This window comes from Mucilaginibacter rivuli (assembly GCF_019391655.1).
GTDB lineage: Bacteria > Bacteroidota > Bacteroidia > Sphingobacteriales > Sphingobacteriaceae > Mucilaginibacter > Mucilaginibacter rivuli.
In genome coordinates, this window is record NZ_JAHXPQ010000003.1 from 55,562 (window position 1) to 71,410 (window position 15,849).

At 42.0% G+C, this 15,849-nt stretch carries 13 protein-coding genes; 7 read left to right on the plus strand and 6 right to left on the minus strand.

Features of this window, described 5'->3' with window-relative positions; translation table 11 throughout:
- Positions 1–40: 40 nt before the first annotated feature.
- Both KXQ82_RS07490 and rhaT read right to left on the minus strand, forming a co-directional pair.
- A complete protein-coding gene (locus KXQ82_RS07490) occupies positions 41–2,158 on the minus strand; it encodes a bifunctional aldolase/short-chain dehydrogenase (RefSeq protein ID WP_219487566.1) in 2,118 nt (705 codons plus the stop codon).
- Between the two features lie 41 nt (positions 2,159–2,199).
- The gene (rhaT, locus tag KXQ82_RS07495) at positions 2,200–3,330 is read right to left on the minus strand and encodes an L-rhamnose/proton symporter RhaT (protein ID WP_219487567.1); all 1,131 of its coding nucleotides are present in this window, start codon (positions 3,328–3,330) and stop codon (positions 2,200–2,202) included.
- A gap of 382 nt (positions 3,331–3,712) precedes the next feature.
- Between rhaT and KXQ82_RS07500 the strand changes: the two genes are divergently transcribed.
- The 7 genes from KXQ82_RS07500 (at position 3,713) to KXQ82_RS07530 (ending at position 12,229) form a co-directional block, all read left to right on the plus strand.
- The gene (locus KXQ82_RS07500) at positions 3,713–4,744 is read left to right on the plus strand and encodes a GntR family transcriptional regulator (RefSeq protein ID WP_219487568.1); all 1,032 of its coding nucleotides are present in this window, start codon (positions 3,713–3,715) and stop codon (positions 4,742–4,744) included.
- Between the two features lie 230 nt (positions 4,745–4,974).
- On the plus strand, positions 4,975–5,412 hold the full coding sequence (locus KXQ82_RS07505) for an RrF2 family transcriptional regulator (RefSeq protein WP_219487569.1): 438 nt from the start codon (positions 4,975–4,977) through the stop codon (positions 5,410–5,412).
- A gap of 220 nt (positions 5,413–5,632) precedes the next feature.
- Positions 5,633–7,732, plus strand: coding sequence for a ferredoxin-like domain-containing protein (locus KXQ82_RS07510; protein ID WP_219487570.1), 2,100 nt, complete (start codon positions 5,633–5,635; stop codon positions 7,730–7,732).
- 9 nt (positions 7,733–7,741) lie between these two features.
- Positions 7,742–9,280 (plus strand): TSUP family transporter, encoded by a 1,539-nt coding sequence (locus KXQ82_RS07515; RefSeq protein WP_219487571.1) that lies wholly within the window; start codon positions 7,742–7,744, stop codon positions 9,278–9,280.
- Between the two features lie 2 nt (positions 9,281–9,282).
- Positions 9,283–9,999 (plus strand): phosphoadenylyl-sulfate reductase, encoded by a 717-nt coding sequence (locus KXQ82_RS07520; RefSeq protein WP_219487572.1) that lies wholly within the window; start codon positions 9,283–9,285, stop codon positions 9,997–9,999.
- Positions 9,996–10,901: a sulfate adenylyltransferase subunit CysD gene (gene cysD / locus KXQ82_RS07525; RefSeq protein ID WP_219487573.1), complete on the plus strand. Its 906-nt coding sequence runs from the start codon at positions 9,996–9,998 to the stop codon at positions 10,899–10,901. Before KXQ82_RS07520 ends, cysD begins: the two co-directional genes overlap by 4 nt.
- 77 nt (positions 10,902–10,978) lie before the next feature.
- Positions 10,979–12,229: a sulfate adenylyltransferase subunit 1 gene (locus KXQ82_RS07530; protein WP_219487574.1), complete on the plus strand. Its 1,251-nt coding sequence runs from the start codon at positions 10,979–10,981 to the stop codon at positions 12,227–12,229.
- Between the two features lie 58 nt (positions 12,230–12,287).
- Here KXQ82_RS07530 and KXQ82_RS07535 read toward each other — a convergent pair whose 3' ends face one another.
- From KXQ82_RS07535 to preA, 4 genes are all read right to left on the minus strand, one after another.
- Positions 12,288–13,112 (minus strand): AMP nucleosidase, encoded by an 825-nt coding sequence (locus KXQ82_RS07535; RefSeq protein WP_219487575.1) that lies wholly within the window; start codon positions 13,110–13,112, stop codon positions 12,288–12,290.
- Positions 13,113–13,121: 9 nt separating this feature from the next.
- The gene (locus tag KXQ82_RS07540) at positions 13,122–13,826 is read right to left on the minus strand and encodes an LOG family protein (RefSeq protein ID WP_219487576.1); all 705 of its coding nucleotides are present in this window, start codon (positions 13,824–13,826) and stop codon (positions 13,122–13,124) included.
- A gap of 161 nt (positions 13,827–13,987) precedes the next feature.
- Entirely contained in the window at positions 13,988–14,323 is a 336-nt protein-coding gene (locus KXQ82_RS07545) for a hypothetical protein (RefSeq protein WP_219487577.1), read from the minus strand.
- A 255-nt stretch (positions 14,324–14,578) separates the two neighbouring features.
- Entirely contained in the window at positions 14,579–15,847 is a 1,269-nt protein-coding gene (gene preA / locus KXQ82_RS07550) for an NAD-dependent dihydropyrimidine dehydrogenase subunit PreA (protein ID WP_219487578.1), read from the minus strand.
- Positions 15,848–15,849: the final 2 nt, after the last annotated feature.

The window sequence follows — 15,849 nt, forward strand, 5'->3', positions numbered from 1 at the left end:
CAAATGACTCCTGACTTAAGACTCAGAACTAAAGACTGAATTATCGTGCAAACGCCATAGCAACACCGCCGTCAACGTTCAGCATGTTACCGGTTGATTTGCTCAACAAACCACCTGTAAATGCGAAACATGCGTTAGCGATGTCATCAGGTAATATAATTTCGTTCAGTAAAGTACGTTTCGCGTAGTAGGCAGGCAATTCGGCAACGGTAATTCCGTATGCTTTTGCACGGCCTTCTGCCCAGCCACCAGCCCAGATATTACTATCGCTGATAACGGCATCAGGGTTTACTACGTTCACACGGATCTTATCAGCGCCAAGCTCCGCAGCGTTCAACCTGCTCAGGTGTAATTGAGCAGCTTTCGCCGATCCGTAACCTGCGTTATTAGGGCCGCTTACCAAAGCGTTCTTACTTACAATGTTGATCACATCGCCACCAATGGCTTGTTTTTTCATTACAGCAACGGCAGCCTGGGTAACAAAGAACTGGCCTTTTACCAATACATCATATAACAGGTCCCAGTCTTTTTCAGCATGGTCGCCTATGGTTTTTGATATTGATAAACCTGCATTGTTTACAATGATATCAACACCGCCAAATGCTAAGGCAGCGGTATCCATTGCAGCTAAGATCTGGCCTTCGTTAGTTACATCCATTACGGCTGTAGCGTACGAATCTTTACCAAATTCTTTCTTAAATTCTTCGCCTGCGGTTTCTAAACGCTCGGCGTTCATATCGTTAAGGATAACTACGGCACCTTCGGCAACAAATTTCTTAGCGATAGCTTTGCCAATACCGCCCGCGCTGCCCGTAATTAAGGCAATACGGCCCGATAATGCTTTAGGCTTAGGCATACGTGAAAGCTTCGCTTCTTCTAACAACCAATACTCAATGTTAAAAGCTTCCTGGCGCGGTAATGAGGTGTATTCAGAAATTGCTTCCGCACCTTTCATTACGTTAATGGCGTTGGTGTAAAACTCTGCCGCAACGCGGGTAGTTTGTTTATCTTTAGAGAAAGAGAACAAACCCACACCAGGATATAATATAATAACCGGGTTAGTATCGCGGATAGCAGGGCTGTTTGGATGTTTGCAAGTCTCGTAGTACTCGGTGTACATTTTGCGGTAAGCTTCGAAAGCCGGGGCTAAACGGTCTTTTATCGCTTGTACATCGCTTAAGTCTTCGTTTGGTTTCAGATCTAAAACTAACGGGCTGATCTTGGTACGTAAAAAGTGATCCGGGCAGCTGGTACCTAACGGTGCCAAACGGTCAAGATCGTTAGAGTTGATGAACTCTAATACACGAGGATCATCAGTAAAGTGGCCAATCATGTTACGCTGGCTCGAAGTGAAACCACGCAGTATAGGCGCAATAGCTGCCGCTTGTTTTTTACGATCAGCTTCCGGTAAGCTGGTAACTTTCTGGCCACCAAAAACAGGACCTTTTTTGCCGTAGTTTGCTTCAAGGTATTCAGCGCATTTTTCAATTACTTCTAAGGTGTTGATATAGCTTTCGTAAGCGGTATCGCCCCAGGTAAATAAACCGTGCGAGCCTAACATAATACCACGGATGCCCGGGTTCTCATCTAAACAGGCTTTTAATTGCAGGCCTAATTCAAATCCTGGTTTTTTCCATTCAACCCAACCTATCTGGCCATCGAATAATTCTTGTGTAATCTTTTTACCATCTTTTGCTGCCGCGATTGCGATAGCCGCATCCGGGTGCAAGTGGTCGATATGAGCGAAAGGTAAGAAACCGTGTAACGGTGTATCAATTGAAGGCGCTTTTGATGATAGGTCAAAAATGCAGTGATTGAACAGTTCTACCATTTCATCTTCGTGCTCAACGCCACGATAGATATTTTTAAGGCTGCGTAAACGGTCAACGTAAAGTGCGGCCAATCCGCTTGCTTTTAACGTGCCTAAATCGCCACCAGAACCTTTTACCCACATTACCTCAGTTTCCTGGCCGGTTAACGGGTCTTTAGCCTGTGCTTTGCATGATGTGTTTCCGCCACCATAATTAGTCAGGCGAAGATCGGCACCTAAAAGGTTTGAGCGATATATTAAAAGGGCAACTTCGTCGCCAGCCAATTTAGCTGCTTCCGCTTCGTCCCATAAATAGCTCACGTGCTTAAATTGTGTTGTTGTAGACATTGTGTGTTGTTAAATTATGTGTGATGATTTTTTGTTTGTGATTATTTGCTTGATTGAATTTGTGCTGTTTTTGGCGCATCAGCAGGCTTAACCGAGTTACCGTATCCTACAATTACTACCGAAAGAATAATGGTAATGATACCTATCCACACGGTTGAAAATGCTTTTGTGCTTACACCTTTCCACTCCTTTAATATAAGGCCCCACATATTCGCTATCAGGATGATGAAAGCCATGTGTAAAATCCATGAGCTTGCGCCGTTACCTAACTTGCTTTCGCCCATGCCGTAGAAGAAGAATTGTAAGAACCAGGTTGTTCCGGCCAAAGCCGAAAAAATGTAATTCTTTAATAGTGGTGTTTCTTTATTAGTATAGTCGCCAAATGTTTTGTTACGGGCATTCAATATCATGCACCATACAAAGTTAGTGGTTAAACCGCCCCATAGTATAACAATATAAGTAACGTTGTTTTTGTAAAGGAAGTGTGTGTTTGCGTCAACAACGTGATTTGCTGCTCTCCATGCATCATCAGCATGTTTGGCCATATCTGCGCCGGCATCAATACCAAATGCGAAACAAGCGCTCAATACACCTGATACGATAGCAACGGCAATACCCATACCAAAACGGTAATCTTTGTTCTCGTTAGCAACGGCTCCTTCTTTTTTCAGGTCGCGTTCTTTTAATGTACCAGCTCTTCCACATATAATGATACCCAAAACGCAAACCAGTATACCTACTAAAACTAACTGGCCCCAGTGGGTAGTAGCTAAAATACCGATGCTGTCTTTCCCGTCTTTAGGTACAAACTGGTAATACACAGCCGGAACAAGCGCGCCAAATACCGAGCATAAACCTAATATAATGGTACTGCCTAATGATACACCTAAATAACGTACACCTAAACCATAAGTTAAACCGCCAATACCCCAAAGTAACCCAAAAATATAAGTGTAAGTTAAAATAGAGCCGTTTGTGGCTTTTATAATATCCATAAAGCCAGGAACAGTTAAATAAGCTGCTACCGGCGGAACGATAAGCCAGGAGAATATCCCTCCCACTATCCAGAAACTTTCCCAGGCCCAACCTTTTACTTTTTTGTATGGGATATAAAAGCTACCCGAGGCAAAACCGCCTATGAAGTGAAAAATAACACCAAAAATTACTTGCATTTATAGATTTATTTATATTGGTTACAAAGAGGATTTAAAAGTAGAAAAGTAGGTTTAAACAGCCGTCATGGTCTGTCATGTTTTAAAGCATTTTTAATTATTGATTAATTTTACTAACCAAAATATCGAAAAAATGTACCGGGGGATAACATAGTTTCGTTTATTATTGCAGATTTGTTAAAATTGCATGAGCAAAAAAACGAGTTTTAATTAACAAGGACGGGGTTTTAATTGTAAAATAATTAATACCGGTATACTATTTCTTGCGAAAACTATGTAATCTTGTAGTCCGAACCAAATTATTTTTGATTTTACGGCCAATATTTATTGATACTTAACCGGATAGCCTATCGTTTAATTTATACCAATACACCTGTATTTAATGAAGCAACCCCCTATTTTTGAATGTATCTACATTGATTATTACTCATCAACGCCTAAATACCTGCAGCTGGCAAATTCCATCATCAACTGCATAAGCGATGGTAAGATCAGTAAGAACGATATACTGCCATCAATTAATGAGTTAAGCTATAATTTCGAGATATCACGCGATACGGCAGAGAAGGCATATAAATACCTTAAAAAAATAGGATTATTGGGCTCTGTTCCTGGCAAGGGATATTATGTTAAAAGCACCGACAGGAGCCACAAACTGAAAGTTTTTTTACTATTCAACAAATTAAGCTACCACAAAAAACTGGTTTATGACTCCATAGTCGAATCGTTAGGCGAAATGGCCGCGGTTGACCTATATATATACAACAATGATTTTTCGCTGTTTAAAAAGCTGCTCCAAAACAAAAGCGATGATTATACCCACTATGTAATTATCCCCCACTTTTTAGAGGGCGGTGAAAAAGCGCACGAGATCATCAACACCATACCGAAAGAAAAGCTGATATTACTGGATAAGCTTATACCCGGTGTTGATGGCGATTTTGCCGCAGTTTACGAAAACTTTGAACACGATATTTATCACGCGCTCGAGCTTGCGCTGGAGCAGTTAAGCAAATACCATACGGTAAAGATCATTTTCCCGGAGAACTCATACTTCCCTGATGAAATATTAAAAGGATACTATAATTTTTGCCACCAATACGCCTTTAACTGCAAAGTTGTGCACCATATAGAAACCGAACAAATAGGTAAAGGCGAAGCTTTTATTAACTTGATGGAAAGCGACCTGGTAACCCTGATAGAACGCATCATATCTACCGACCTTAAAGTAGGTACAGATGTTGGTGTGATATCGTATAATGAAACGCCACTTAAAAAGATCATCCTGAACGGACTTACCACTATTTCTTCAGATTTCCAGGCGATGGGCGAAAAAACTGCACATTTGATACTAAATAGTTCAACAGAACACATAGAAACACCATTTTATCTCACTTTAAGGGCTTCTTTGTAAAAAACCAACCATTTAAGGCTCAAAAAAGCCCAGAAAAAAAATATTTTTACCTTTTTATATAAATATCGACGCTTTTTTTGCTTTTTATTGTAAAAATGGCTGCGAAAATGATTTTTTCCTGCTTTTTTTAACTACTAACTCCATATAGTATATCCTGTAATTATTTTTAATTTTGCAGTAAGCAATAAAATGATTTTCTTTATATAATATTTCAACAGTTTTTTCGCTATATGCTTTCAAAAAAGACAAAATATGCAATTAAAGCTTTAGTTAGCTTGGGAAAAATGGCAGGCAACCCACCTGTTCAGATCTCGAAAATTGCAGAACAAGAGAAAATCCCAAAAAAATTCCTCGAACAAATACTATTAGACCTGCGAAATGCCGGTTATTTATATAGTAAAAAAGGCGCAGGTGGCGGTTACAGCCTAAATAAAGACCCCAAAGACATTTATTTGGTGCAAATTATGCGCATAACCGATGGCCCTATTGCTATGGTACCTTGTGCAAGCTTAAATTTTTATCATAAATGCGAAGAGTGTAAAGCCGAAGGTACATGCGGAATCCGCAGCGTATTTGTTGACGTGCGCGATGCGACTTTGAAAATTTTAAGCGAAACCAGTATTTCCGATATTATTAACCGCGAAGTAGACCTCATAGGTGAGATTTAAGGATCAGCAAAAAGTCAGAATTTTAATAATTTATAAAATAGTCTATCATTTCTATATACATTATATATATATTTGTAGCATAAAAACAGGAATATAGCCCGGCATCATTAAAAGGCGCATTTCTGTTGTGATGCAGGAGTTGGAGCAGAAAAAAAATTAACTAACCCTCTTCAGTTTTAGCCGGAGAGGATTTTTTTTTAGATAAAAGCATTAATAGCATATGCAAAGTTTTAGGACCGAATTAGAAAATCCGGTTGTTGAAAAGGATATTATTGACCTTGAACACAAGATACGCCAGTTTCGCGAAGGAAAGATACACGACGAGAAATTCAGGAGCCTGCGTTTAGCCCGTGGTGTGTATGGGCAGCGCCAGCAAGGTGTACAAATGGTGCGTATCAAACTACCTTTTGGCAAGGTTACTTTTAAGCAATTGCTAAAAATAGCCGATATATCTGATGAGTACGCGAGCCGTAACCTGCACTTAACCACACGCCAGGACATACAAATACACTACGTAAGTTTAGAGCGCACACCCGAATTATGGGCAAAATTAGAGCAAGATGATGTTACCCTGCGCGAAGCCTGTGGTAACACTGTACGTAATGTAACGGCCTCCCCTAACGCTGGCATTGATCCGTTAGAGCTGTTTGATGTATCGCCATACGCTCATGCTACTTTCGAATACTTTTTGCGTAACCCGATATGCCAGGAAATGGGTCGCAAATTCAAAATATCATTCTCATCAAGCGAAGCCGATACCGCTTTCTCATTTATTCACGATCTGGGTTTTATCCCGAAAGTAAAAGTTGAGAACGGCGAAGAAAAACGTGGCTTTAAGGTAATGCTGGGTGGTGGCTTAGGCGCGCAACCTGCATTAGCACACATTGTACATGAGTTTTTGCCCGAAGACCAGCTAATACCATATACTGAAACCGTTATCCGCGTGTTTGACCGTTATGGCGAACGCAGCAACCGCAATAAGGCACGTTTAAAATTCCTTATCGCAAAATTAGGCCTTGATGAAGTTTTACGCCTTATTGATGAAGAACATATAGCTATTAAAAACAAAAGTTACATTGTTAACCGCGATACTGTACCGCAGCCTGCAATACCTTCAAATAAACACCTCGAAATTGAAATAAGCAAGCCAACGCATTATAAACATTGGTTAGCTACAAACGTTTTTGAGCAAAAGCAAAAAGGTTTTTATGGTGTATATATTAAGGTTGAAGTTGGCGATATCCCTACCGAACAGGCCCGTAAACTGGTTGATGCCATTCGCCCTTATGTTGCTGACGAGATACGCATTACCCCTAACCAGGGTTTATTATTAAAATATGCTACAAAAGAGGCGCTGCCTCATTTGTTCAATGTCTTATCAGAATTAGGTTTAGCTAAACCGGGTTTTGACAGCGTTGCCGATGTAACTACCTGCCCCGGAACAGATACCTGTAACTTAGGCATATCAAACAGCATGACCTTTGCACGTGTGTTGGAAGACCTGATATACAGCGAATATGAAGACCTTATTTATAACCGCGAGATCAAGATCAAAATAAGTGGCTGTATGAACAGCTGCGGCCAGCATGGTTTGGCGCATATTGGTTTCCACGGCAGCTCATTAAAGGCACAAGGTAAAGTATTACCATCAATGCAGGTATTGCTTGGTGGCGGTACTGTTGGTGATGGCGTTGGCCGTGCAGGCGATAAAGTAATTAAAGTACCTGCCAAACGTGCTACCGATGTAATGAGGATGGTTTTAAACGATTACAAAGCCAATACGGTTGAAGGTGAGACCTTCTTATCCTATTACGATAAACAAGGTAAGGATTATTTTTACCAGATGTTAAAACCACTGGCCGACCTGACCAACCTGAAAGACGAAGAATTTGTTGACTGGGGCCACGAAGAAACCTTTGAGACCGCTATTGGTGTTGGTGAGTGTGCCGGTGTGGTGATAGACCTTATCGCGACCCTACTGTTTGAAGCAGACGAAAAGTTTGACTGGGCACAGGGTGCATATGATAAGGGCGCTTTCGCGGATTCGATCTACCATGCTTACAGCGTATTTATCAGCGCGGCTAAAGCCTTATTGCTGGATAAAGGTGTAAACAGCTCAACCCACGCAGGTATTATACGCGAGTTTGATAACCATTATGTAGCTACCGGCGAGGTTGAAGTAAACGGCACCTTTAACGATCTTATTTTACAGATCAACAAAAACGAGCCATCAGAAGCCTTTGCTACACAGTACTTACAACAAGCTAAAGTTTTTTTGCAAAGTGTAAAAGATAAACGAGAAGCATTAATACAGGCATAATATTTACCTATGAGCTCGTCACCAAAAAATAATGCACCAACATTAACTCCGGAAATAACACCGGATGGTAACCAACTGTTCCCGGTTTTTTTAAAGCTGAACGAGTTGCATACCCTGTTAGTTGGCGCGGGTAATGTAGGCTTTGAGAAATTAGGCGCTATACTGAATAACAGCACCGAAGCTAAAGTAACCATTATTGCCGAGCAGGTTTCGGGTGAGGTTTACCAACTGGCTGAACGTTTCCCAAAAGTGAATATTTTAAAAAAATCATTTGCCGAAGATGATTTGAAGGATGTGAACATTGTGGTAGTTGCTACAGGAAACGAAGAGTTGAATAACTACATCAGAACCTTAGCCAAACAACATAATTTATTAATAAATGTGGCTGATAAGCCATCATTGTGTGATTTTTACCTGGGTTCCATTGTACAAAAAGGAGATCTTAAGGTAGCAATATCTACCAACGGAAAATCGCCAACGGTAGCCAAAAGACTAAAAGAAGTGCTGAACGAAAGTATACCCGAAGAGTTAGATACCACCCTTCAACAAATGAGCGCCCTGAGAGAAACGCTTACAGGCGATTTTGCATCGAAAGTAAAAAAGCTGAACGAAGTAACATCAATACTGGTTGAGCCCACCGAGGAGCAGGAAATTGTAGCCAATACATCTGCCGAAAAAAACTTTAAATGGATAATTTGGTGCACTATTGTGGCATCACTTGGTATCACCATTTATGCTTTCTGGTTAAAAGACCCTGCTTTTCAAAGCTTTGTAGGTAATATACAACCTATATTTTACTACTTTTTTATTGCCGGCTTTATCTTTTCTATGATAGATGGCGCCATTGGGATGTCATACGGTGTTACATCAACTACCTTTTCGTTAACTATGGGTATCCCTCCTGCTGTTGCCAGTATGGGTGTTCACCTGTCCGAAATATTAAGTAATGGCATAGCCGGCTGGATGCATTACCGTATGGGTAACGTAAACTGGCGTTTGTTTTGGCTATTGCTTATCCCTGGTGCTATAGGTGCCGGTTTAGGCGCTTTTTTAATATCATCATTAGAGCATTACAGCACCTATACAAAGCCTGTAGTATCATTATATACCCTGATACTGGGCGGTGTTATCTTGTCAAAAGCCTTTAAACCAAAATATAAAAGAGCCTCAGGCAAAATTAAACGTATTAGCTTATTGGGTTTTGGAGGCGGTTTTATTGATGCTGTTGGTGGCGGCGGTTGGGGTTCTATTGTATTATCATCATTAATAGCTGGTGGCCGCAATCCAAGGTTCTCTTTAGGTACAGTTAAGCTATCGCGTTTTTTTATCGCCCTGATAAGCTCTGTCACATTCATCCTGATGCTGGCTAACTCCAATTCAAAATGGGAAGCTGTTTTAGGCTTGATAGTTGGTAGTGCGTTGGCATCTCCTATCGCGGCAAGGATATCCAATAAAATATCTACAAAAGCTATTATGGTATCTGTAGGCGTTATTGTAATTTTGATCAGTTTATACAGCATTCAAAAGTTTGTTGTTAAAGTATTGTAGTGATGGTAGGTTCGATAGAGAAAATAAGAGCGCAGCTAACTAACCTCGGCCCTGTTGAGGCATTAACCTTGCTTGCCGAACTATTCCCGGGCAAGGTCATTTTTTCGACCAGTTTTGGCTGGGAAGACCAGGTAATCAGTCACATGATATTTGCCAACAAGCTACCCATAAAGGTTTTCACCTTAGAAACAGGCCGCCTGTTCCCGGAAACTTATTATGTTTGGGGCCGCACCTTAGAGCGTTATGGCGAAAATATACATGCCTACTATCCTAATACAGAAGCTGTAGAACGGCTGGTAAGCAGCAAAGGCCCAAGCAGCTTTTACGAATCGGTTGAGAACCGTAAAGAGTGTTGCGGTATCCGCAAGGTTGAGCCGTTAAACCGTGCCCTTGCCGGCAATGATGTATGGATAACCGGTATCCGTGCAGAACAAAGTGCCAACAGGCAGCATATGGATAACCTTGAACCGGATGAGGTACACCAGCTGATCAAGTTCCATCCTATTTACAGCTGGAGCCTTGACGAAGTTAAAGCATACATTAAAGAATATAATATACCCTATAATCCGCTTCATGATAAAGGTTTCCCAAGTATTGGCTGTGCACCATGCACACGTGCGGTACGGGAAGGTGAAGATTTTCGCGCCGGCCGCTGGTGGTGGGAAGATCAATCGAAAAAAGAGTGTGGACTGCATGAAGTAAGTACTGAACAAAAATGAGTAAAAACAAACTAAATTATTTAGACGACCTGGAAGCCGAAGCAATTTACATTTTGCGCGAGGTAGCCGGGCAGTTTGAAAAACCTGCACTGCTGTTTTCGGGCGGTAAAGATTCTATTACCCTGGTACGCCTGGCCGAAAAGGCTTTCCGTCCGGGTAAATTCCCGTTCCCGCTGGTACACATTGATACCGGTCATAACTTTCCTGAAACCATTTCGTATCGTGATGAGATGGTAGACCGCATTGGCGAAAAGCTGATCGTAGGTTATGTACAGGATGATATTGATGCCGGCCGCGTTATTGAGCAAAAAGGTAAGAACGCCAGCCGTAACTCATTACAAACAGTTACGCTACTAAACACCATTGAAAAACACAAGTTTGACGCTTGTATAGGCGGCGCACGCCGTGATGAAGAGAAAGCCCGCGCTAAAGAACGCATATTTTCGGTACGCGATGAGTTTGGCCAATGGGACCCAAAACGCCAACGCCCCGAGCTATGGAACCTGTACAATGGTAAAATACACAAAGGCGAGAACGTAAGGGTATTCCCGATAAGTAACTGGACCGAGCTTGACGTTTGGAATTATATCCGCAGAGAAAATATTGCTTTGCCATCTATCTACTTTGCACACCAGCGTGATGTAATTACCCGCAACGGCCAGTTAATGGCTGCAGCCAAGGCCTTAAACATGGATAGCGAGGATGTGATTGAACGCCGTAACGTACGTTTCCGTACTGTTGGCGACATGACCTGTACCGCTGCAGTAGAATCGGACGCGTTCGAGATCGATGATATCATTAACGAGATCAGTGAATCGAAAATTAGCGAACGCGGTGCCCGCATGGATGATAAAGTATCGGAAGCGGCAATGGAAGACAGGAAAAAAGGCGGTTATTTTTGATGGAAAACGGAAGATGTAAGACGGAAAATGTACAAACACATCTTCCGTCTTACCTCTTCCATCTTACATAAACACAAATGGACATATTAAAATTTTTAACAGCAGGCAGTGTTGATGATGGTAAAAGTACCCTTATTGGCCGTTTGCTGTACGATAGTGAATCAATATTACAGGATCAGTTAGAAGCGTTGCAGGCATCAAACCGTAAAAATGACGATGGTACAATTGACCTCGCTATTTTAACAGATGGCTTGAAAGCAGAGCGAGAGCAGGGCATCACTATTGATGTGGCTTACAAGTACTTCCAGACTGAGAAGCGTAAATTCATTATTGCCGATACCCCGGGGCATATTCAATACACCCGTAATATGGTTACCGGTGCATCTAACGCTGACCTGGCTATTATATTGATAGATGCGCGTAAAGGTGTGATAGAGCAAACTATACGCCACTCATACCTGGTATCGCTTTTGGCTTTACAGCATGTGGTAGTTGCCGTGAATAAGATGGACATGGTTGATTACAGCGAAGAGGTATTCAACAACATTGTTAAGGATTACCAGGCCATGGCCGCAAAACTTAACCTGAACGAGGTAAGTTATATACCGGTTAGCGCATTAAAAGGCGATAACATTGTACACGAATCTGTTAACATGATATGGTACCAAGGCAAAAGCCTGTTAGATCATTTAGAAACCGTACCGGTGGCTATTGATGATAGTACAGATCATGCACGTATGCCGATACAATGGATCATCCGCCCGCAAACAGAAGAATTGCATGATTACCGTGGTTATGCCGGTCGTGTTGCGAGTGGTTCGTTTAAAGTAAATGATGCGATAACTGTTTTACCATCGGGCTTTAGCTCCACCATCAGCAAAATAGAGTTTTTTGATCAGGAGCCTGCGGAAGCATCGGCAGGCATGTCGGTAACCGTGCACCTGGCTGATGAAATTGACATCAGCCGAGGCGATACATTGGTGAATGCCAAGTATTTACCTACGGTATCTCAACTAATTGAGGCTGACCTTTGCTGGATGGATACCAAACCAATGGATGCCAGCCTTACCTACCTGATACAGCACAACAGCAAAACCACACGTTGTAAGATAAGCGATGTGTTACATAAGGTAAATATTAACACGTTGGATAAAGTATCTGCAGAGAGCTTTAATTTGAATGATATAGGCCGTGTAGTGATCAAAACTGCCGACCCACTTGCTTTCGATCTTTACCAGGAGAATAAAGCCAATGGCGGCGCGATACTGATAGACAGCCGTACTAACCTTACCGTTGGCGCATTGATGTTCAGGGCTAACGCCGACTGAAATAATATATAACATTAAACAGAAAAGGCTCGTTAATAACGAGCCTTTTCTGTTTAAATCAAAATCTTAAATGCTTAACTGTAAGCTTGTTATTTATGAGTTGCTTAAGTGATTCTATACCTACCTTCAGGTGTGTTTCCACATAGTTAGCGGTAACGCTTGTATCGCTCTCGGCAGTCTTTACCCCTTCAGGTATCATTGGCTGATCTGATACCAACAACACGGCGCCTGTTGGTATTTTGTTAGCGAAGCCAGTGGTAAATATGGTAGCGGTTTCCATATCGATAGCCATTGCACGCAAGCTGCGCAAGTACTTTTTAAACTTTTTATCATGCTCCCAAACCCGGCGGTTGGTAGTATAGCAAGTGCCTGTCCAGTAATCCCGCTCAAGGTCGCGTATGGTGGTTGATATCGCTTTTTGCAGCGCGAATGCCGGTAAGGCCGGTACCTCGGCAGGCATATAATCGTTAGATGTACCTTCGCCGCGTATGGCGGCTATGGGCAATATCAGGTCGCCAACCTTATTTTTACTTTTTAAACCACCGCATTTCCCTAAAAACACAACGGCTTTAGGCTTTATCGCTGTAAGCAAGTCCATTACCGTAGCGGCCAGGGCGCTCCCCATACCAAAGTTCATGATGGTGATACCATCTGCAGATACGCTTTGCATGGGTTTATCAATACCAATTATTGGCGCGTTGCCGTGCCACTCCGAAAACATTTCCAGGTATTTAGAAAAATTGGTCAGGATGATGTATTCTGTAAAATCTTCCAATGGCCTGCCCGAATACCTGGGCAACCAGTTATCAACAATAGCCGATTTTGTTTTTAGCCCCGACTTTACCGGGCTCTGTATTTCATGTATCTTCTTGTCTTCTTCCATGTTATGCCATTAAAAATTTGGCTTGATGACGTATGTCTCATAAAACTCAATAATGTGGTTAGCAGCATCTTCGGCCGTATCAACCACCTTGTACAATTGAAGGTCTTCTTCTTTGATGTTTCCGGCGGCCAGCATTTTTTCGGTTACCCAATTTAACAAGCCGTTCCAATAAGCGCTTCCTACCAAAACAATCGGAAACCGGGCTATTTTTCCGGTTTGTATCAGGGTTATCGCTTCAAAAAGTTCATCAAGCGTACCCATACCGCCCGGCATTACCACAAAGCCTTGTGAGTACTTCATAAACATCACCTTCCGCACAAAAAAGTACTTAAATTCCAATAGTTTATCCCGATCGATAAACTTATTTTCAAACAACTCGAAAGGAAGTTCGATACCCAGGCCAACGGATTTACCACCCGCTTCAAATGCCCCTTTATTTGCGGCTTCCATAATACCAGGTCCTCCGCCCGATATCACACCATAACCTTGTTTGGTTAACAGTGCGGCTATCTCTTCAGTTAGCTGGTAATATTTATGGTCTTGCTTGGTACGTGCTGAGCCAAATATCGACACACACGGGCCTATCCTGGCCAATTTCTCAAATCCATCAACAAACTCGGCCATTATCTTAAAAATGTGCCATGAGTCGCTTACCTTAATTTCCTGCCAGGTTTTATTCTCGAACGCCTTACGTATTTTATCTGTCTTCTCCATTAACACATTGTTAAATAATTACGATAAAAAATCGAAATTATCTTATAATAATTTATAAATGCATTTTTTGCATTATAATACTAATATAACAACAATTTTTATAAAACACGCAGGCGATTGGAATTATTTACAAACATTGGTTAATTCGGTACCGAACGGTACTATGCAGCACTCAGCTTTATAGTATTTAAATAGTATATCAGCACGGGTATATATTCGTCACAATGCAAACTACCGCAATCTAATTGGTTTGAACCTTTGAATACGATGTAAACTATCCGGCCTTCGTTATTGGCCTGCATATGAAATTGCCATTCTTTCAGCGTCAGGAACATACTCAGGCCACCTGTCCAGGTGGTACTAACCATGTTTGATTCATGCAGGCCCTTATGGGTAATGTATTTGATTAATTTTTGCGCGTTAACCTTTGCCAGATCGTTGGGCTGGGGAGCGCCTTCAAAACTTTGCTGTATAGCTACTTCAATTTCAGGATACATAACACTATTGATTAATTTGATAAAAAAACGTGTACATCCACCTCACAAACCCGTGGCGATTTTTAGTGTTTTAATGCAATAGACTGCAATTTTTGCACTAAAAATCTAATTTAACGATAGTTTTTATCAAAAACAATAGTTTTTACGAATTTATTTACAATAATTTAATACCAAATTAACATTTTAGTAATATTCAGAAACCAAAATAGCCCTTTAAGCAAGTTAAAGGGCTATAAAAGCTAATTTTATAGTACTTTAATGGTCGTTTAGGGGCAATCCTAAGCGCTGATAGTCTTTCCAGTTTAAATACTCAGGGGCTTTACGTTGTTCAACCATAGTAATACAATCATCAACGGGGCAAACCAGTTGGCATAAGTTGCATCCAACACACTCTTCTTCTTTAATGGTATACTTGTTATAAGGCTTGCCATAATCCAGGTTGATAGATTGATGTGATGTATCCTCGCAGGCAATATAGCACAAACCGCAATGCACACATTTATCCTGATTAATGTTAGCCACAATGTGATAATTGATATCAAGGTCTTCCCAATGCGTCATCGTTGGCACCGATTTACCGATAAAGTCATCCAGCTTTTTAAAGCCTTTTTCGTCCATCCAGTAATTGAGGCCTTCTATCATATCCTCAACAATACGGAAGCCATGTTTCATCGCGGCTGTACATACCTGTACGTTGGATGCGCCCAATAACATAAACTCAACAGCATCGCGCCATGTGCTTACACCTCCTATGCCCGAAATTGGCACCTTACGTGTGGTTTCATTCTGCGCGATGGTGGTCAGCATTTTTAACGCGATAGGCTTAACCGCCGGGCCGCAATAGCCGCCGAAGGTTGATTTACCGGCTACATTAGGGTTAGGCACAAAGCTATCCAGATCAACCCCGGTTACCGATTGTATGGTATTGATAAGCGATAACGCATCTGTACCCCCAAGTACCGAAGCCAGGCCTGTAGGCACAACAGAGTGTACATTTGGGGTCAGTTTGGTTATTACCGGAATAGTAGCTATTTCCATTACCCATTCCACCACCATACGGGCAATTTCAGGATCCTGGCCCACGGCGGCACCCATGCCGCGCTCCGTCATGCCGTGCGGGCAGCCGAAGTTGAGTTCTAAACCGTGTGCGCCGGTATCTTCTACTTTTTTAATGAGTTCGTGCCAGCTTTCTTTGGTATTATCCGCCATGAGCGAAATCACCATCGCCCTGTCGGGGAACTCTTTTAATACTTCGCGGATCTCTTTCAGGTTGATATCCAGCGGCCTGTCGCTGATGAGTTCGATGTTATTGAAACCCATTACGCGGCTGCCATGGTAATCGACCGCCGAGTAGCGTGAGGATACGTTCTTCACCTGGCTGCCAAGGGTTTTCCATACCACGCCACCCCAGCCTGCCTCAAAGGCGCGCATTACGTTTATCTTTTTATCCGTTGGCGGCGCGCTGGCCAGCCAAAACGGGTTCGGCGATTTAATTCCTAAAAAATCTGATGATATATCGGCCATGT

Excerpts from the sequence above, each read along its gene's own strand:
- KXQ82_RS07505 (WP_219487569.1), top strand. The coding sequence starts at position 4,975 with ATGCTTTCAAAAAAGACAAAATATGCAATTAAAGCTTTAGTTAGCTTG.
- KXQ82_RS07515 (WP_219487571.1), top strand. The coding sequence starts at position 7,742 with ATGAGCTCGTCACCAAAAAATAATGCACCAACATTAACTCCGGAAATA.
- cysD (WP_219487573.1), top strand. The coding sequence starts at position 9,996 with ATGAGTAAAAACAAACTAAATTATTTAGACGACCTGGAAGCCGAAGCA.
- KXQ82_RS07540 (WP_219487576.1), bottom strand. The coding sequence starts at position 13,826 with ATGGAGAAGACAGATAAAATACGTAAGGCGTTCGAGAATAAAACCTGG.
- KXQ82_RS07535 (WP_219487575.1), bottom strand. The coding sequence starts at position 13,112 with ATGGAAGAAGACAAGAAGATACATGAAATACAGAGCCCGGTAAAGTCG.
- rhaT (WP_219487567.1), bottom strand. The coding sequence starts at position 3,330 with ATGCAAGTAATTTTTGGTGTTATTTTTCACTTCATAGGCGGTTTTGCC.
- KXQ82_RS07545 (WP_219487577.1), bottom strand. The coding sequence starts at position 14,323 with ATGTATCCTGAAATTGAAGTAGCTATACAGCAAAGTTTTGAAGGCGCT.
- KXQ82_RS07500 (WP_219487568.1), top strand. The coding sequence starts at position 3,713 with ATGAAGCAACCCCCTATTTTTGAATGTATCTACATTGATTATTACTCA.
- KXQ82_RS07490 (WP_219487566.1), bottom strand. The coding sequence starts at position 2,158 with ATGTCTACAACAACACAATTTAAGCACGTGAGCTATTTATGGGACGAA.
- KXQ82_RS07510 (WP_219487570.1), top strand. The coding sequence starts at position 5,633 with ATGCAAAGTTTTAGGACCGAATTAGAAAATCCGGTTGTTGAAAAGGAT.
- KXQ82_RS07530 (WP_219487574.1), top strand. The coding sequence starts at position 10,979 with ATGGACATATTAAAATTTTTAACAGCAGGCAGTGTTGATGATGGTAAA.
- KXQ82_RS07520 (WP_219487572.1), top strand. The coding sequence starts at position 9,283 with ATGGTAGGTTCGATAGAGAAAATAAGAGCGCAGCTAACTAACCTCGGC.
- preA (WP_219487578.1), bottom strand. The coding sequence starts at position 15,847 with ATGGCCGATATATCATCAGATTTTTTAGGAATTAAATCGCCGAACCCG.